Origin of the sequence: Streptomyces sp. NPDC006879, assembly GCF_042869595.1 — a bacterium.
Taxonomy (GTDB): Bacteria; Actinomycetota; Actinomycetes; order Streptomycetales; family Streptomycetaceae; genus Streptomyces.
On sequence record NZ_JBIAGC010000066.1, the window covers coordinates 1 to 17,480 of the forward strand.

At 69.1% G+C, this 17,480-nt stretch carries 15 protein-coding genes and 2 pseudogenes; 2 read left to right on the forward strand and 15 right to left on the reverse strand.

Annotated elements, in window-relative coordinates; genetic code table 11:
- Positions 1-94: 94 nt before the first annotated feature.
- The 8 genes and pseudogenes from ACFYMC_RS28355 to ACFYMC_RS28390 all read right to left on the reverse strand — a co-directional run.
- Positions 95-721 (reverse strand): annotated as a pseudogene (locus ACFYMC_RS28355) (transposase); the annotation flags it as partial.
- A gap of 31 nt (positions 722-752) precedes the next feature.
- Positions 753-2,615, reverse strand: coding sequence for an AMP-dependent synthetase/ligase (locus ACFYMC_RS28360; protein ID WP_388530604.1), 1,863 nt, complete (start codon positions 2,613-2,615; stop codon positions 753-755).
- Positions 2,616-3,060: 445 nt separating this feature from the next.
- Entirely contained in the window at positions 3,061-4,386 is a 1,326-nt protein-coding gene (locus ACFYMC_RS28365) for a dicarboxylate/amino acid:cation symporter (protein ID WP_388530607.1), read from the reverse strand.
- Positions 4,387-4,809: 423 nt separating this feature from the next.
- Positions 4,810-5,121, reverse strand: coding sequence for a DUF4229 domain-containing protein (locus ACFYMC_RS28370; RefSeq protein ID WP_388530569.1), 312 nt, complete (start codon positions 5,119-5,121; stop codon positions 4,810-4,812).
- A gap of 88 nt (positions 5,122-5,209) precedes the next feature.
- Positions 5,210-5,734 (reverse strand): GNAT family N-acetyltransferase, encoded by a 525-nt coding sequence (locus tag ACFYMC_RS28375; protein ID WP_388530572.1) that lies wholly within the window; start codon positions 5,732-5,734, stop codon positions 5,210-5,212.
- 109 nt (positions 5,735-5,843) lie between these two features.
- Positions 5,844-7,007 (reverse strand): aminofutalosine synthase MqnE, encoded by a 1,164-nt coding sequence (gene mqnE, locus ACFYMC_RS28380; RefSeq protein ID WP_388530575.1) that lies wholly within the window; start codon positions 7,005-7,007, stop codon positions 5,844-5,846.
- 54 nt (positions 7,008-7,061) lie between these two features.
- Positions 7,062-7,517 (reverse strand): Lrp/AsnC family transcriptional regulator, encoded by a 456-nt coding sequence (locus ACFYMC_RS28385; protein WP_388530578.1) that lies wholly within the window; start codon positions 7,515-7,517, stop codon positions 7,062-7,064.
- A gap of 266 nt (positions 7,518-7,783) precedes the next feature.
- Positions 7,784-8,464, reverse strand: coding sequence for a UbiX family flavin prenyltransferase (locus tag ACFYMC_RS28390; protein WP_388530581.1), 681 nt, complete (start codon positions 8,462-8,464; stop codon positions 7,784-7,786).
- A gap of 101 nt (positions 8,465-8,565) precedes the next feature.
- On the opposite strand from ACFYMC_RS28390, the gene ACFYMC_RS28395 reads away from it, so the two are divergent.
- A complete protein-coding gene (locus ACFYMC_RS28395; RefSeq protein ID WP_388530584.1) occupies positions 8,566-9,180 on the forward strand; it encodes a rhomboid family intramembrane serine protease in 615 nt (204 codons plus the stop codon).
- A gap of 22 nt (positions 9,181-9,202) precedes the next feature.
- Here the strand turns inward: ACFYMC_RS28395 and mqnP are convergent, their stop codons facing one another.
- Together mqnP and ACFYMC_RS28405 are read right to left on the reverse strand one after the other, a co-directional pair.
- Positions 9,203-10,105 (reverse strand): menaquinone biosynthesis prenyltransferase MqnP, encoded by a 903-nt coding sequence (mqnP, locus tag ACFYMC_RS28400; RefSeq protein WP_388530587.1) that lies wholly within the window; start codon positions 10,103-10,105, stop codon positions 9,203-9,205.
- The gene (locus ACFYMC_RS28405; protein WP_388530590.1) at positions 10,102-11,559 is read right to left on the reverse strand and encodes a menaquinone biosynthesis decarboxylase; all 1,458 of its coding nucleotides are present in this window, start codon (positions 11,557-11,559) and stop codon (positions 10,102-10,104) included. The genes mqnP and ACFYMC_RS28405 overlap by 4 nt, the downstream gene beginning before the upstream one ends.
- Before the next feature lie 158 nt (positions 11,560-11,717).
- Between ACFYMC_RS28405 and ACFYMC_RS28410 the strand changes: the two genes are divergently transcribed.
- The gene (locus tag ACFYMC_RS28410; protein ID WP_388530593.1) at positions 11,718-12,044 is read left to right on the forward strand and encodes a PLD nuclease N-terminal domain-containing protein; all 327 of its coding nucleotides are present in this window, start codon (positions 11,718-11,720) and stop codon (positions 12,042-12,044) included.
- Between the two features lie 57 nt (positions 12,045-12,101).
- Here the strand turns inward: ACFYMC_RS28410 and ACFYMC_RS28415 are convergent, their stop codons facing one another.
- The 5 genes and pseudogenes from ACFYMC_RS28415 to ACFYMC_RS28435 all read right to left on the reverse strand — a co-directional run.
- Positions 12,102-12,635 (reverse strand): SRPBCC domain-containing protein, encoded by a 534-nt coding sequence (locus ACFYMC_RS28415; protein ID WP_388530596.1) that lies wholly within the window; start codon positions 12,633-12,635, stop codon positions 12,102-12,104.
- A 74-nt stretch (positions 12,636-12,709) separates the two neighbouring features.
- The gene (ccsB, locus tag ACFYMC_RS28420) at positions 12,710-13,795 is read right to left on the reverse strand and encodes a c-type cytochrome biogenesis protein CcsB (protein ID WP_388530610.1); all 1,086 of its coding nucleotides are present in this window, start codon (positions 13,793-13,795) and stop codon (positions 12,710-12,712) included.
- Positions 13,795-15,549, reverse strand: coding sequence for a cytochrome c biogenesis protein ResB (locus ACFYMC_RS28425; RefSeq protein WP_388530599.1), 1,755 nt, complete (start codon positions 15,547-15,549; stop codon positions 13,795-13,797). Before ACFYMC_RS28425 ends, ccsB begins: the two co-directional genes overlap by 1 nt.
- Before the next feature lie 267 nt (positions 15,550-15,816).
- Positions 15,817-16,449: a TlpA family protein disulfide reductase gene (locus ACFYMC_RS28430; protein ID WP_388530602.1), complete on the reverse strand. Its 633-nt coding sequence runs from the start codon at positions 16,447-16,449 to the stop codon at positions 15,817-15,819.
- Between the two features lie 55 nt (positions 16,450-16,504).
- Positions 16,505-17,383, reverse strand: a pseudogene (locus tag ACFYMC_RS28435) (hypothetical protein); the annotation flags it as partial.
- Between the last annotated feature and the right edge of the window lie 97 nt (positions 17,384-17,480).

Here is a 17,480-nt window from a genome sequence, read left to right on the forward strand (position 1 = left end):
TTCCTCGGCACGGTTCACAACCTCAACAAGCTCTTCACCCACAAGCCCCGAAGACACACTTGACCGTCGAGGGCGGGGAGTTGTGCGACAGCCTCGTGGTCTTCGGGCGGATGTGCCGGAAGTCCCGGCGGACGCGGGCGGGCGTGAGGCGTTCGATGGGTGCGGGTTGCTCCCAGGGCCGGCGGAGGTCGGCTGCCAGTGGCCGGGCGAGACTGAGTTGGGTGTAGGCCGCGAGGATCAGCCAGGTCCAGCGGTCTGCCGCCTCGGGGGTGCGGATTTTCGGAGAGGTCCAGCCGAGGGTCTGCTTGAACAGGCGGAAGGTGTGCTCGATGTCGAAACGCCGCAGGTATGCCTGCCAGAGCCGGTCGACGTCAGCTGCGTCTGCGTCGGTACCGGACCACCACAGCCAGACCGGCTTCGGTGTGGCTCCGCTGAGCAGGTGGTCGATGTCCAGACGGATCACCGTCCCCTCGACGATCGGGAGGGTGCCGTCTGCTCCGGCCCAGGAAGATCGGTGGGTCAGCTTGGGGTGGAGCCGGTCCCAGCATCGGGCGTTGGCGGTGCCGTATAGGCGCGTGTCGGTGACGGACTCGGCGTCCGGGGTGCCCCAGGTGTCGGGCTGCCCGAAGACGAACTCGCTGCCGTGCCGGGGAGGGCGCCCCATGCCGCGGCTGCCCGGATCGCCGCCAGGGCGGCGGCCAGGTCGGCACCGGCGAGCGACGGCCCCGCCGACTCCTGTGCGGTCCGCGGGTTCATCGCCGCCCTGTACCCGGCCCGTACAGTCCGGCGATCTCGGCGGCGAAGTCCCGGGCGATCGCCGCGCGGCGCAGCTTCAGCGAAGGCGTGAGGTGGCCGGCGGCCTCCGTGAAGTCCACTGGGAGCAGGGCGAAACGGCGGACCGACTCGGCGCGGGAGACGAGTTGGTTCGCCTCGTCCACCGCCTTTTGGATCTCCGAGCGCAGTTCCTCCCCGGCGATCAGTTGGGTCAGCGGTACCTCGTGGAACTTGTGGACGGTCCGCCAGTGCGCGAGGCCGTCGGGCTCCAGGGTGATCAGGGCGGCCACGTACGGACGGTTGTCGCCCACCACCATGGCCTGGGCGATCAGTGGATGGGCCCGCAGCCAGTCCTCCAGTGGGGCGGGGGCCACGTTCTTGCCCCCGGAGGTGATGATCAGGTCCTTCTTCCTGCCGGTGATGGACAGGTAGCCGTCGGCGTCGAGGGCACCTATGTCGCCGGTGGGCAGCCAGTCGTCCCGGGTGGCGGGGACAACCGCGGCGCGTTGCGCGTCCCAGTAGCCGCCGAAGACGTGCCCGCCGCGCAGCAGTACCTCCCCGTCGTCGGCGATTCGTACCGCGGTGCCCGGCAGGGGCCAACCCACTGTGCCCAGCCTCGGTTTCAGGGGCGGGGTGACGGTGGCGGCGGCCGTGGTCTCCGTGAGCCCGTAGCCCTCGTACACCTCGATGCCCGCCCCGGCGTAGAAAGCGGCGAGGCGGCAGCCGAGGGGGGAGCCGCCGCACAGGACGTAACGGACGTGGCCGCCGAGGGCGGCCCGGATGCGCCGGTAGACCAGCGGCTCGTACAGGGCGCGCGCGCCGCGCAGCAGCAGTCCCGGGCCGGGCCCGCTGCCGTGCTCCTGTGCCTCGACGGCGTGTCCGTAGCGCCGGGCGATGCGGGCGGCACGGTCGAACGCGGCGGCCCGTCCGCGCTTCTCGGCGGTGGCCCGGCCGGTGTTGAAGACCTTCTCCAGGACGTAGGGGATGGCCAGCAGGAAGGTGGGGCGGAAGCCGGCGAGCGCGTCGAGCAGTTCTTCGGTGCGGATGCTGGGGCAGTGCCCCAGCCGTACCCGGGCCCGTAGGCAGCCGATGGCCACCATCCGTCCCAGGACGTGGGAGAGCGGCAGGAAGAGCAGGGTGGAGGCGGGCTCGGTGCTCACCGAGTTGAAGAGCGGGTGGAGCAGGCCGACGGCGTTGTCGACCTCGGCGAAGAAGTTGCCGTGGGTCAGTACACAGCCCTTGGGCCGGCCAGTGGTGCCGGAGGTGTAGATGAGGGTGGCCACCGACTGGGGGCCGAGGCCGGCCCGGCGGGCGGTGACGACCTCGTCGGGGACCCGTTCGCCGGCCCGGACGAGTCGACCGATGGCTCCGGTGTCGAACTCCCACAAGTGGGCGAGGCCGGGGAGGTGGCCGCGTTCGGCGCTGATCAGCCGGGCCTGGTCGGTGTCCTCCACGGCGCAGGCGGTGGCACCGGAGTCCTGGATGATCCACCGGACCTGCCTGGCCGAGGAGGTGGGGTAGATCGGCACGGTGATCAGCCCGGCCGCCCAGGCCGCGAAGTCGAGCAGGGTCCACTCGTAGGTGGTTCGCGCCATGATCGCGAGCCGGGAGCCGGGGGGCATCCCTTCGGCTATCAGTCCCTTGGCCACGGCCCGGACCTCGTCGGCGAACTCGGCTGCGGTGACGTCTCGCCAGGTACCGGTGTCGGCGTCGCACCGGGCGAGGACGGCTTCTTCGGGGGCCTCGCGGGCGTTGTCGAAGGGGATGTCGGCGAGTGAGCCGCGCGCGGGTGGGGCGACGAGCGCCGGTACGGACACCTCCCGTACGGTTCCGTCGATCAGGGTGCAGGTGGGGGGAACGGGCTCGGGCGCGGCATCGGTCTGGGGCGACGGCTGCGCTGCGTGCGGGACACGGGCTCTCCTCGGCTCCGGCGCGAAGGCGCCCGGGCGGCGGGCGCGTACGGCACGACGATCGGGGTGAACGTGTTACCTGCGGTAATCTACTGACCGGTAGCCACTTTGCCCAGACCGGAGACCAAAGGAACGTCCCTTCGGTCACGTACCCACCGGGATCCGGCACGCCGCCGCCCCACAGGTCCACGACCAGGACCCGAGGCGCGCCGGGTGACGCGCGATGGCCGCAAGGACCGGTCGCGGCGAAGACGAGGACCCTCCCCCGAGGAATCGAGGGAGGGTCACCACGAGAAGGTCAGGCCTGGCGGATGGCTCCGAGCGCCCCCGGCGCTTCAGTTCCCTCGCCGGAGGCTGCGGCACAGCCGCATGGACCTCAGGCGGCGGCCGGGACCGGCGCGGTCGAGTCGTCCGCGTCGATCGGGGAGGCGGAGGCCCGGGAGAAGGAGGCCTTGTCGAGGATGCCTTCGCGGGCGGCGACCAGCACCGGAACCACGGCCTGACCGGCCACGTTGGTGGCAGTACGGACCATGTCCAGGATCGGGTCGATGGCCATCAAGAGCCCCACCCCCTCCAGCGGCAACCCGAGAGTGGACAGGGTCAGCGTCAGCATGACGGTGGCTCCGGTCAGGCCGGCGGTCGCGGCCGAGCCGATGACCGACACGAAGGCGATCAGCAGGTAGTCGCCGACGCCCAGCTGGACATCGAAGATCTGCGCGATGAAGATCGCGGCCAGCGCCGGGTAGATCGCGGCGCAGCCGTCCATCTTCGTGGTGGCACCGAACGGAACGGCGAAGGAGGTGTACTCCTTCGGGACCCCGAGCCGCTCGGTGACCTTCTGGGTGACGGGCATGGTGCCCACCGAGGAGCGGGAGACGAAGGCGAGCTGGATGGCCGGCCAGGCACCCTTGAAGAACTGGAGCGGGCTCACCTTGGCGACGGTCGCCAGGAGCAGCGGGTACACACCGAACATCACCAGGGCGCAACCGATGTAGACGTCGGCGGTGAAGGTCGCGTACTTGCCGATCAGGTCCCAGCCGTAGTCGGCGATGGCGTACCCGATCAGGCCCACGGTGCCCAGCGGGGCCAGCCGGATGACCCACCACAGGGCCTTTTGGAGCAGCTCCAGGACCGCCTGACTCAGGGTCAGGATCGGCTGGGCCTTCTCACCGAGTTGGAGGGCCGCGACGCCGGCGACCGCGGCCATGAAGACGATCTGCAGGACGTTCAGCTCGGTGAAGGGGGTGATGACGTCACTGGGCACGATTCCGGTGAGGAAGTCGAGCCAGGAGCCGGTGTACTTGGGGAGCTTTCCGTCCTTGGGCGTGAGGCCGGTGCCCGCGCCCGGATCCGTCAGCAGACCGATGGTGAGTCCGATGCCGACCGCGATCAGTGAAGTGATCATGAACCACAGCAGCGTGCGGGAGGCCAGTCGAGCGGCGTTGTTGACCTTCCGCAGGTTGGTGATGGACACCAGGATCGCGAAGAAGACGAGCGGGGCCACGGCCAGCTTCAGCAGCTGGACGAAGACGTCGCCGACCTTCTCCAGGGTGGTGTAGAGCCAGCCGATGTCCTGACTGCGGGCGAGCCAGCCCAGCAGGACACCGAGGACCAGACCGGCGACGATCTGGGCCCAGAAGGGGAACTTGAAACCGGTCCGGGTGCCCGGTTCGCGGGTGGGCTTGGGTGCGGTCTTGGAGATCGCGGACACGAAGACGCTCCGGGAGTGATGAAGCAGCGGGAAGAGATGAGGGGATGAGTCGCGCTCAGCGGCAGCAACAGGCCGCGGACACCCGGCGGCAGAGATCGACGTGCAGTCGCGCCACGAGCGGGATGCTCATGGGCATGCGGCGGGGCGCGACTGCGGTCTTCATAGCCAAGACGTTAACACTTGCACTTTGAGAATCTCAAAGCGTTACTTGCATTCTTCGAAGGTCCACCTCGACTCCCGCCTGCAAAGCCCAGGAAGAAACCCGCCACAAGGGAACCCATCGAAGATCGCACGCAGGGCGCCTCGCCAGCGGCGACACAAGCCAGGGCCCCGGCGCCGGAGAGGTCGTCTCCGGCGCCGGGGCCCTGGCAAACACGAGGTGTCGAGCGCGCGCCGCGGGGCGCCCGCGGCGGCTCAGAGGCCGGCGCGTGCCGCGTCGTCGGCGGCGTCCTCCATGCTGCGGTTATCGCTCAGTCGCCGCTTCGTCCGCGTGACGCGCTCCTCCACCTGCAGGGCCATCTCCTCACGCTGCTTGCGCAGCAGCACGAAGGAGAGCGGGGCGGAGACGACCAGCGCCAGCAGCACGACCCACATCAGGTTGGAGGCGCCGAGTCCGGCGGGCAGCACGCCGAGACGCACCAGGCCCCAGACGGCGAAGAAGCTACCCGCGAAGATCCCCAGTCGCATCGCGGTGTAGCGGATCGTTGCGCTCGGCTTGACGGACACGGCGAGCCTTCTCTCTTCCTGCCTACGGTCCCGTCCAGTGAAGCATGCCGACCCCCACCCCGTGGGCAGCGGGGGCGGCTGCCGGCCCTCAGTCCAGCGTGAGCAGCAGGGTGATGTCATCGCGGTCATCACCCTCGGCCACCCGGATCGCGCCCGGGACCCGGCCGACTTCCCGGTAACCGCAGGAGGCGTAGAACCGCTCCAGTCCAAGACCACCGCGGCAGGTGAGCCGGATGGCCTCGATGCCCGCCAGGCCGCGGGCGGCGCCCGCGGCCTGGGCCATCAGCTCACGGCCGTGGCCGCGCCCTTGGTGGCGCGGGTGGACCATCACCGTGTTCACCCACAGCCAGTGGGTCATCAGGCGGTGGCGGTTCAGGGCGAGGAAGGCCGTGGCGGCGACCCGGCCCTCCTCGTCGTGGCCCGTGACCAACCGGGCCTTCCCCTGGGCCAGTGCAGCCAACTGCCGGACCAACTCGGGGCGGACGACCTGGGCCGTCACGGGCGGCACGAAACCGACGGACCCGCCCGCGTTGGACACCTCGGTCCACAGCTCCAGGACGCCGTCGCGCAGCTCCGGGGTGATCGCAGGGTCAAGGGTGAAGGTAAGGGCCATGGCTAGATGTTATCCATTACACGGGGCATGCCACCAACACACGCAGGGCCCCCGTCCTCATCGCGGACGGGGACCCTGCACCTCGCTGACCGGGAAGCCCGGCGCCCCCTCAGAGGCGCATCGGCTGCGGGGACTCCCGCAGCTGCGCGTCCGGACCCGGGTACTCGCGGATGACCTCGTAGCGGGTGTTGCGCTCCACCGGCCGAAAGCCCGCTTCGCGAATCAGGTCCAGCAGGTCGTCGCGGCTCAGCTTGTTCGGGGTTCCGTAGTTGTCCGCATCATGCGTGATCTTGTACTCGACGACCGAACCGTCCATGTCGTCCGCGCCGTGCTGAAGCGCGAGCTGCGCCGTCTGCACTCCGTGCATCACCCAGAACACCTTGACGTGCGGGACGTTGTCGAAGAGCAGCCGCGAGACCGCGAAGGTCTTCAGCGCCTCCGCGCCGGTCGCCATCGTGGTGCGCGCCTGGAGGGTGTTGCGCACCTTGCCGTCCTTCACGTCGACGAAGTCGTGCTGGTAGCGCAGCGGGATGAAGACCTGGAAACCGCCGGTCTCGTCCTGGAGCTCGCGCAGGCGCAGCACGTGGTCCACCCGGTGCCGGGGCTCTTCGATGTGGCCGTAGAGCATGGTGCACGGGGTCTTCAACCCCTTCTCGTGCGCCAGACGGTGGATGCGCGACCAGTCCTCCCAGTGGGTGCGGTGGTCCACGATGTGCTGACGGACCTCCCAGTCGAAGATCTCGGCGCCACCGCCGGTCAACGACTCCAGCCCCGCTTCGATCAGCTCGTCGAGGATCTCCGAGGCCGAGAGACCGGAGATGGTCTCGAAGTGGTGGATCTCGGTCGCGGTGAAGGCCTTGAGGGAGACGTTCGGCAGGGCCTTCTTCAGCTCGCTCAGCGACCGCGGGTAGTAACGCCAGGGCAGGTTCGGGTGCAGGCCGTTGACGATGTGCAGCTCGGTGAGGTTCTCGTTCTCCATCGTCTTGGCCAGCCGCACGGCCTCCTCGATGCGCATCGTGTAGGCGTCCTTCTCTCCCGGCTTGCGCTGGAAGGAGCAGTACGCACACGAGGCGGTGCACACGTTGGTCATGTTGAGGTGCCGGTTGACGTTGAAGTGCACCACGTCGCCGTTCTTGCGGGTGCGCACCTCATGGGCGAGACCGCCCAGCCAGGCCAGGTCGTCCGACTCGTAGAGGGCGATGCCGTCCTCCCGGGTCAGCCGCTCACCGGAGCGGACCTTCTCCTCCAGCTCGCGCTTGAGCCCAGCGTCCATAGACCGGTCGCCTCCCATGTATGTCAGTCCTTACCTGCCTCGCCCACCGTACTCTCAGGCCTCTTCGGGCAGCTCCCCGACCCGGTTCTCCCACTTGGTGGAGAGCACGATGGTGGTGCGGGTACGGGAGACCCCCTTGGTGCCGGAGAGCCTCCGGATGATCTTCTCCAGGCCGTCCACGTCACTGGCGCGGGCCTTGAGCATGTAGGAGTCGTCGCCGGCGATGAACCAGCAGTCCTCGATCTCCGCGAGATCGCGCAGTCGGCGCGCCACGTCCTCGTGGTCGGCGGCGTCGGAGAGGGAGATGCCGATCAGGGCGGTCACCCCCAGGCCGAGGGAGGCCGCGTCCACCGTCGCCCGGTAGCCGGTGATCACGCCGGCGGTCTCGAGCCGGTTGATGCGATCGGTCACGCTCGGCCCGGAGAGCCCGACCAGTCGTCCCAGCTCGGCGTACGAGGCCCGGCCGTTCTCCCGGAGAGCCTGGATGAGCTGCCTATCCACCGCGTCCATGTGCCTGGAGCCTTCCATTGTTTAGCGATACCGCGAGATTACGTATAGAATCTAAGGCATACAGGGGTCGACACCCTGTGAACCAGCGAAACCTTCAGCAGATCAACGCCGATCTTTCAGGAGAGTGTTCTCACCGTGTACACGATCGAGATGGCTTACGCCCGCATGCGCCAGCTGCAGGAGGACGCCGACCGCTCGCGTGCCCACCAGCCGGCCGCCGCGCACCGCGTGGACAAGACCCGGCGCCTGCGCCTCGGCAAGAAGCGCTAACCCCGGGGGGAGCTGCCGCCACCGAGCTCTCCTTCCCAGCGGCGGTACAGCGAATGCGGCACCCCTGCCGCGTCCAGCACCCGCCCGGCGACGAAGTCCACCAGGTCCTGGATGTGCGTCGCACCCGCATAGAACGCCGGAGAGGCGGGCAGCACCACGGCTCCCGCCTCGTCCAGCGTGACCAGGTGGCGCAGCGTCTGCCCGTTCAGCGGGGTCTCCCGCACCGCGACCACCAGCCGGCGCCGCTCCTTGAGCGTCACGCTCGCCGCCCGCTGGAGCAGGTCCTTGGAGAGCCCCAGCGCCACGCCGGCCACACAGGCCGTCGAGGCCGGCACGATGAGCATCCCCTTCACCGGGTACGAGCCCGAACTCGGCCCCGCGGCGAGGTCCCCGGCCGCCCAGTGCCGTACCGAATCCAGCCACCCCTCGGGAACCTCGAAGGTCCCCGGCTTGCCGTCCGCCCCCTGGGCGAGCCAACTGCGCAGGTCCGCGCGCCAATGCGCATCGCGGAAGGCGATGCCCGTCTCGTCCAGCAGCGTGAGCCGGGAAGCGCGGCTGACCACCAGGTCCACGCCCTCGCCACCGGCCAACAGCCCCCGCAGCACCGCCGCGGCATACGGCGTGCCCGACGCCCCGGAGACCCCGACCACCCACGGGGTGCGCTTGCCGTCTGTCATGGACCGAGCCTATCGGGACCAGGCGGGCGGGCACTTACTCAGGTGCTCCGGACGTTCCGAGGAGAGGGAAACCAAGACGGGAGCGGTACAAAGGAGCGAAGATGTCCGATGGACGAGCCGGGGTGCCCACCGGTAGCACGCGGACGGGCACTCGGCGCGCCGCGTCCGCCGCCAAATTGATGGTGGCGTGGGTGGCGCTGCTGTGGATCATTGAGGGCATCGACCAACTCGCCGGAAACCCCCTCGACGACTACGGCATCACCGCGCGCGAACCGGACGGACTGAGCGGCATCCTCGCTGCCCCCTTCCTGCACATCGGGTGGGACCACCTCGTGGCCAACAGCCTCCCGCTCCTGGTCCTCGGCTTCCTCACCGCCCTCGGCGGCATCGGCCGCTTCCTGGCGGTGAGCGCCGTCATCATCGTGGCCAGCGGCTTCGGTGTCTGGCTGCTCTCCCCGCCCCACACCTTGACCGTCGGCGCCTCCGGCCTGGTCTTCGGCCTCTTCGGCTACCTGCTGGTCCGCGGGTTCGTCGAACGCAATCCGGTCTCCATCACCGTCGGCATGCTGATCGCCCTGTACTGGGGCGGATCCTTCGTGATGGGCCTCAGCCCCACCGCGGGCATCAGCTGGCAGGCGCACCTCTTCGGCCTGCTCGCGGGCATCGCAGCGGCGGTACTGATCCGCGCCCCCGGTGCGGGCAGGCCGGCCCGCTGAGGCCAGGTGCCCGCGGCGCGGCTCAGGGCGTCAGACCCCGCAGGCTCAGATCGATCAGGGCACAGACGAACAGCGCGATCCCGATGAAGCCGTTGACGGTGAAGAAGGCGCGGTTGAGGCGGGACAGGTCGTGCGGGGTGACGATCGTGTGCTCGTACCCGAAGGCCGCGGCGACGACCACCAGGCCAATCCAGAGGAACACGCCGGCGCCGGTGGCGTAGGCGTACCAGGCGAACAGGGCCAAGGTCACCAGATGGCACACCCGCGCACCCCACAGCGCCGCCGGAATGCCGAACCGGGCCGGGACCGACATCACTCCGTGGGCGCGGTCGGCCTGCACGTCCTGGCAGGCGAAGATCAGGTCGAAGCCGCCGATCCAGACACCGACGGCCAGGCCGAGGACGACCGCGTCCCAGGACCACTGCCCGCTCACCGCCAGCCAAGCACCGACCGGCCCGATCGCCTGGGCCAGGCCCAGGATGGCGTGCGGGTAGTGGGTGAAGCGCTTGCCGTACGGATAGACCACCATCGGCACCACGGCGACCGGCGCCAGTGCCAGGCACAGCGGGTTGAGCAGGGCCGCCGCGCCCAGGAAGACGGTGACGGCGATCCCCGCCCCGGTCCAGGCGGAGCGGACCGACACCGCCCCGGTCACCAGCTCCCGGGTGGCGGTGCGCGGGTTGCGCGCGTCGATCTCCCGGTCGATGATCCGGTTGCAGGCCATGGCGAAGGTACGCAGGCCCACCATGCACACGGTGACCAGCAGCAAGGTCACCCACTGCACCCCGCCCCCCTCCTGGAACATCGCCGTCAACGCGGCGATGTAGGCGAAGGGCAGCGCGAAGACCGAGTGTTCGATCATCACCAGGCGGAGGAACGCCTTGGTACGGCCCGGCTGGGCGCCGGGCACGGCGGCCGTGGTCACAGCCCGTACTCCTTCCAGCGGCGGTCGACCAGGGCCGCCGTGGCCGGGTCGGACTCCACCATGTCCGGCCAGCCGCCGTCACGGGTGTATCCCTCTTCGGGCAGCTTCTTCGTGGCGTCGATGCCCGCCTTCCCGCCCCAGAACTGCTGGTAGGAGGCGTGATCGAGATGGTCCACCGGGCCCTCGACCACCGTGAGGTCCCGGGAGTAGTCCGTGTTGCCCAGAGCCCGCCAGGAGACTTCGTGCAGATCGTGGACGTCGCAGTCGCTGTCCACCACGATGATCAACTTGGTCAGGGACATCATGTGCGCACCCCAGATGGCGTGCATCACCTTCTGCGCGTGCTTGGGGTACTTCTTGTCGATCGAGACGATCGCGCAGTTGTGGAAACCACCGGACTCGGGCAGGTGGTAGTCCACGATGTCCGGGACGATGATCTTCAGTAGCGGCAGGAAGAATCGTTCCGTGGCGCGGCCGAGCGGGCCGTCCTCGGTGGGTGGGCGACCCACCACGATCGACTGGAGCAACGGACGCCTGCGCATCGTCACGCAGTCGATGGTGAGCGCCGGGAAAGGTTCCTGCGGCGTGTAGAAGCCGGTGTGGTCACCGAAGGGGCCCTCCGGCAGCGTCTCGCCGGGCTCCAACCATCCCTCCAGCACCACCTCGGCCTGGGCCGGGACCTGGAGCGGGACCGTCTTGCAGTCGACCATCTCGATACGTTTGCCCGAGACGAAACCGGCGAACAGGTACTCGTCGATGTCTCCGGGCAGCGGGGCCGTGGAGGCGTAGGTCACCGCCGGCGGGCAGCCGAAGGCGATGGCGACCGGCAGCCGCTCGCCCCGCTGTGCGGCCACCGCGTAGTGGTTGCGGCTGTCCTTGTGGATCTGCCAGTGCATGCCGATGGTGCGCCGGTCGTGGCGCTGGAGACGGTAGAGGCCGAGGTTGCGGACCCCGGTCTCGGGGTGCTTGGTGTGGGTCAGTCCGAGGTTGAAGAACGACCCGCCGTCCTTGGGCCAGGTGAAGAGCGCCGGCAGCTGGTCCAGGTCCACGTCCTCACCGGTCAGGACGACCTCCTGCACGGGAGCGTCGGCGCCCTTGACCTTCTTCGGCGGCACATGCGTCATCGCCCCGAGCTTTCCGAACGCCTCCCGGACCCCGATGAAACCCTGCGGGAGCTCCGGCTTGAGCAGGCCGCCGATCCGCTCGCTGATCTCGGCGTAGGACTTCAGCCCGAGGGACTTGAGCAGACGGCGGTCGGTACCGAAGACGTTCATCGCCAGAGGCATCGAGGAACCCTTGACGTTCTCGAACAGCAGGGCCGGGCCCCCCGCCTTGTTCACCCGGTCGACGATCTCCCCGACCTCCAGATACGGGTCGACTTCGGCCTTGATGCGCTTGAGGTCGCCCTCCCGCTCCAGAGCCCGGAGCAGCGAGCGGAGATCGTCGTAAGCCATGCGCGCAATTGTGGCATCCCGCAGGGCGGTGTCCCTCAACGCGGGGGGCTGCGGGGCCGTGCACCCCGCAGCCCCCGAGCGAGGCCGCCGGGCTCCGGCGGCGTACCGACTACCCTGGAGCCACTGCCCGTCGCGTCTTTGGGGGTCTGGCTCACACCGTGCTGCGCTACCTGCCGTTCCTGCTGATCCTCGCTCTGACGATCTACGCCTTCATCGACTGCCTCAACACGTCCGAGGAAGAGGTCAAACACCTCCCCAAGGTCGCCTGGGTGATCATCATCTTGCTGTTCTCCATCGTCGGTCCAGTCGTCTGGCTGGTCGCCGGTAAGCAGCGGGCCGTGGCGGGCGGAAGCGCCTTCGGCGGCGGCCGGCGGGCCCAGTGGGTGGCGCCCGACGACAACCCCGACTTCCTGAAGTCCCTCGACGAGGAGAAGAAGCGCCGGGGGGCGCAGGACGACGTCGACGGGCGCGAGGACGGCAGCTGACCTGCCCCCGTACGGACCCGTGCGGCCGAGGCGCCCCCGGGTCCACACCGGGCGGCTTCACCTGGCCCGGTCAACCGCCGCGTATTCGGCACGGAGCCGGGCCCAGCGCGCATCAGTCCAGGAGCCCCAGTCGGTGGGGCGCCCTTCGAGGGCGAAGGCCAGCCGCTCGAAGTGGTCGTGCCAGCCGGCGAGGCAGTCGAGGCGGTCTGCTTCGGAGCCGGTGCGTTCGTCGGTGAAGCGGATGACGGTGGAGTCGGTGCCCACCGCGTCGAGGTGGAAGCGGATCCGCCCGTGCTCGGCCACGGTGTACTCGACGACGTGTTCCACGTCCCAGGCGGTGACGTGTCCCCGGAAGGTCCGCCCGGCACGCGCGGACGGCCCGTTCAGCCAGCGCAGGCTGACCGCACCGCCCAGCCTGCGCTCCAGGACCTCGGCCGCGCACAGCCAGGTGCGCAGCCCCTCATCGGTGGTCAGAACCGTCCACAGCTGTTCGTAACCGTGCGGGAGGTGCAGTTCGAAGTGGACTCTGAACCGGTCGGGCCCCCGGGCCTCGCTGGTGCCGGTGGCGACCGGTGTGGTCGATGCGGCCATGGCACCAGCTTGACATCCTCCCGACTCAAGGGCCAGGGACTCCCGACTGCTCCCGGCGGATGACCTTGAGGAGGTCAGACGCCCGCGTACGAGTGCTTGCCGCTGAGCAGGATGTTCACCCCGTAGTAGTTCCAGATCCAGCAGGCGAAGGCGAACAGCGCCAGATAGGCGGCCTTGCGGCCCTTCCAGCCTGCGGTGGCCCGCGCGTGCAGGTAGCCCGCGTAAGCCACCCAGGTCACGAAGGACCAGACCTCCTTGGGGTCCCAGCCCCAGTAGCGGCCCCAGGCGTCGCCGGCCCAGATCGCGCCGGCGATGATCGTGAACGTCCACAGCGGGAAGACGGCGGCGTTGATCCGGTAGGAGAACTTGTCCAGGGAGGCCGCGGAGGGCAGCCGCTCCAGGATGGAGGAGACCAGGGCGTTCGGCTTGCCCCCGGTCGCGAGCTTGTTCTCGTAGGAGTCGCGGAAGAGGTAGAGCACCGTGCCGGCCGCGCCGATGTAGAAGACCGCCCCGCAGAAGATCGCCGTCGAGACGTGGATCCACAGCCAGTACGAGTGCAGCGCGGGCACCAGCTGGTCACTGTCGGTGTAGAGCCAGGTGGTGGCGACGCCGAGGTCCAGCAGCACGGTCGTGACCAGGATCAGGCCCATCCAGCGAACGTTCTTGCCGGCGAGCAGCAGAGCCAGGTACGCGCCGACGGCCACCGTGGAGAAGGTGATCGAGAACTCGTACATGTTGCCCCAGGGGGCACGCTCCACCGACAGGGCGCGAGCGACCACGCCGCCCGCCTCCACCAGGAAGGCCAGCACGGTGAGCGAGACCGCGATACGGCCGAAGAGGTCGCCCTTCTCGGTGCCGCCGGCGGCGCCCGGACCATCCGGGACGTCGCGGGCGCCACTCGCCGAACGCGTGACGATCTCGGGCTTGGTGAGGACCGCGGTACCGCCGCCCTCGGCGTTGCGCACCCGCACGGCCGGGGCGGCTGCCGCCGCGGCCGTGGGCGTCAGGGCCGCGGCGGTCCGGGCGACCTTGCTGCGGCTGCCGAACGTCCACTCGGCGATATGCGCGAAGAAGGCGAGGGTGTAGACCGCCATCGACGAATAGATCAGCACATTGCTGATGTGAGCCAGGTTCTCATTGGCTGCGGCGGCGATGTACATCATCCGCGCTCTCCTTCGACAGGATCGGGCTCGGGCGCCGTGGGCGCCTGCTGATTCAGCGTTGCGGCCAGGTCGGCCAGTTCTTCGGGGAGCCTGGCGGACTCGCTGCGACCGAGGCCCGCCATCTCGACGACGGTGACTCCATCGGCTCCGCGCACCGCCCGCACCCAGATCCGGCGTCGCTGGATGAACAGCGATCCGGCGAGACCGGCGATCGCGGCGATGGCGCCGGCCAGGGCGAGGCCGTTGCCGGGCTGCTGGGAGATCTGGAAGGTCGCCCAGCGTTCGACGCCCTCGAACTTCACCGTGCCCGCGCCTTCCGGCAGGGTCATGGACTCACCGGGCAGCAGGCGCTGCTTGAACAGCTCACCGCTGGCGTCCTTGAACTTCTCCATCTTGCTGGTGTCGAGCTGGTACACGTTCTGCGGCAGGCCCGCGTCCACGCCCAGGCTCCCGTGGTACGCGCTGAGTGCGAGGACCGGGAAGTCCAACGCCGGGAACTGCGAGAACATCTGGCCCTTGCCCTCGCCCGCGAAGGTGGGCACGAAGAAGGCGTTGAAGCCGAGCTGCTCCTTCTTTCCGCTCTTGTCGCGGTAGCCGTCGGTCACCTTCACCGCGCCCGAGGACGTGATGTTGGAGTCCATCGGCAGCATCGGCACGGCGTCCCGGAAGATGACCTTGCCGCGCGGGTCGGTCACCGAGATGACCGGCGCGTACCCGTGGCCCAGCAGGTAGACCTTGGCACCGTCGACGTCGAGGGGCTTGTTGACCTCGATCTGCGTCTTGCGCGGGGTGCCGTCCGCCCCCTCGGTGAGGGTGACGTAGGCCTTGAACGTGCGGGGCGTGCCCTTCTGTGGACCGGTGCGCTCGTACGTCGCGTCGAAGCGGTCCAGGGTGAAGGAGAAAGGGGGCAGGCTGCTGCTGTCGAAGAGGCTTCCGGACTTGAAGTCGTCGTACTGAGTGAGCGTGTTCGCGAAGCCGCCGCCGCGAAGGACGAGTTTGCCGCCCTCGGACTTGTAGAGCTGCCCCGCCGCGAACGCCACCAGCATCACGATCAGCGCGATATGGAACATCAGGTTCCCCGCCTCGCGCAGATAGCCCTTCTCGGAACCGATGGAGTCGCCCGCCGGCTCGGTGCGGAACCGCCGGGACCGCAACAGTTCACGGGCGTGCGTCAGAACCTGCTCCGGGGCGGACTCGGTGCGCCAGGTGGTGTACACGGGCAGCCGGTTCAACCGGGCCGGAGCACCGGGCGGGCGACCTCGCAGCTGACCGACGAACTGCCAGGTGCGGGGCACGATGCAGCCGATCAGCGAGACGAACAGCAGGATGTAGATCGCTGAGAACCACACCGAGCTGTAGACGTCGAAGAGCTGGAGCTTCTCGGCGACCGGCACCCAGAACTCATGGGTCCGCTTCCAGTCGGCGACCTTCAGCGGGTCCACGTTGTTCTGGGGGACCAGCGAGCCGGGGATGGACCCGAGGGAGAGCAACAGCAGCAGGATCAACGCGACCCGCATCGAGGTCAGCTGCCGCCAGAACCAGCGGGCCCAGCCGACCACTCCGAGGCCGACCGGTTGCGCCGAGGCCGGCTCCTCCGCGGGCGCGGTGCTCAACTGGGAACCGGCGGCTCCCAGTCCCCCGTCCCCGGCGCCGGTCGCCGGCTCGGGGCCGCTCTGCGGCGCGGCGTGCGCGGTCTGGTCCTCGGACGGGCCCTCCGCCGTAGTGGTGGTGTTGCCATCGGTCGTACTCATGTCCTGTTGTCCTCAGATCCCCACCGTGAACGACTGCGTCCGGCCGTGCATGTCACTGACGATGCTGCCCCACCCACCTGTGACGAGCAGCAGGTCGGCGTGGACCAGCACGCCCGCGCCGGCCCCGTTACCCGCGCGGGGTGCCGCTCGGCCCGGCCGGAGGTGGCCGGGGGCGCGGCGATCGGCGTGGTCACCGCGAGCCTTGCGCGGATGACGACCCCGCTGACGCCGCCGGGCTCGACGGCCGCGGCAGAAGCGGTCACGAGGTCACTTCTCCGCGAGGACAGGTGCGATCATCGACCGCAGGTTCTTCTCGCCCAGCGCGGTCAGGGCGCGGGCGGCGATCCGCCCCTCCCGGTCGAGCACCAGGGTGGAGGGGATGCCCTGCGGGGTGAGCGTGCCCTTGGGGAAGCGGAGCATGAGCTTGCCGATCGGGTCGTACAGGCTCGGGTAGGTGATGTCGTAGTCCTGCTCGAAGGCGGCGGCGTTCGCCACCGAGTTGTCCCGGGTGTTGATGCCCACGAACTCGACGCCCTGTGCCTTGAGCTCCTTGGAGACCTTGGCGAAGTGCGGTGCCTCGGCTCGACAGGGCGGACACCAGGAGCCCCACACGTTGACGACGACGACCTTGCCCTTGTAGTCGTCGAGGCTGAGCTGGCCGCCGTCGACCGTCTTGCCGTCGATCTTCGGGACGGCTTGCCGTTCGGATCTGGCGACGGTGGCGACACCGCCGGCGCCGGTCACGTACCCGGTCTTGCTGCCGGAACCAGTGCTGTTGCTCCCGCCGTCCGAGGCACCGCATGCCGTGAGCAGCACGGCTCCTACGGTGCTCACCGCGGTCAGCAGGATCGCGCGACCGCTGGTCGAGCGGCGGCGTCGGGGGGCACGGCTAGGACTCATGTGAAAAGTTTCGCATGGGCGTTTTGCCGATCTTCCGCACCCCCCGTGGGCGTGCTCATGCCGCGGTCAGGAAGGTGTTCCAGCCGCCGGCCGGGGCCTGCCCCGGGGCGAGCGAACGGAGTTTGGCCAGGACGGCGGGGTCCTGGGCGTCGAGCCAGTCGGTGAACTGCCGGAAGGACACCAACCTGACGTCCCGTTTGTCCGCCATGGCCTTGAGGGCCTCCTCGACGGCGTCCATGTAGATGCCGCCGTTCCACTGCTCGAAGTGGTTGCCGATGAACAGCGGTGCCCGGTTCGTCTCGTAGGCGCGCCGGAAGCCGTTCAGATAGGTGCCGGTGGCCTGCTTACGCCAGTGCGGGTACCTGGCCGGGGCGCCCCGGGTGCTGTTCTTCGACTGGTTCGCGAGGATGTTGTAGTCCATCGAGAGAACCTCGAAGGAATGGCCCGGGAAGGGCAGCGACTGCAACGGCAGGTCCCAGACGTCCTGCTTCTTCTGGGGCCACATCTGTAGGCCGCCCGGGGAGCTCGCGTCGTAGCGCCAGCCCAACTCACGGGCCGTGGGCAGCAGGTTCTCCTGGCCCAGCAGGCAGGGCGTACGCGCCCCGACGAGCTCCTTGGTGTAGTCGAAGGGCAGCGGTTCCAGATCGGTGAACCCGGTGTTCGTGCGCCATTGGGTGACGAAGGACACGGCCTGGTCCACCTCGGAGCGCCAGTCAGCGGCGGTCCAGCGGCCGACCGAACCCGAGCCCCCGCAGAAGTGGCCGTTGAAGTGGGTGCCTATCTCATGGCCGTCCAACCAGGCCTGACGCACGTTCTCAAGGGTCAGCCGGATGTTCTCGTCCTTGAGGTAGCCGATGTCCGAGGCGCCCACGGGGTTCTTCGGCGGCTTGTACAGGTTCTTCTTGGACTCGGGGAGCAGGTAGAGCCCGGAGAGGAGGGAGTGTCCAATAGACGGCGGATCCGATGATCAAGGAGACGCCTGATGAGCGAGACCATCGCCGAGCACGATTCCGTAGAAGAGGTGGCCGTCG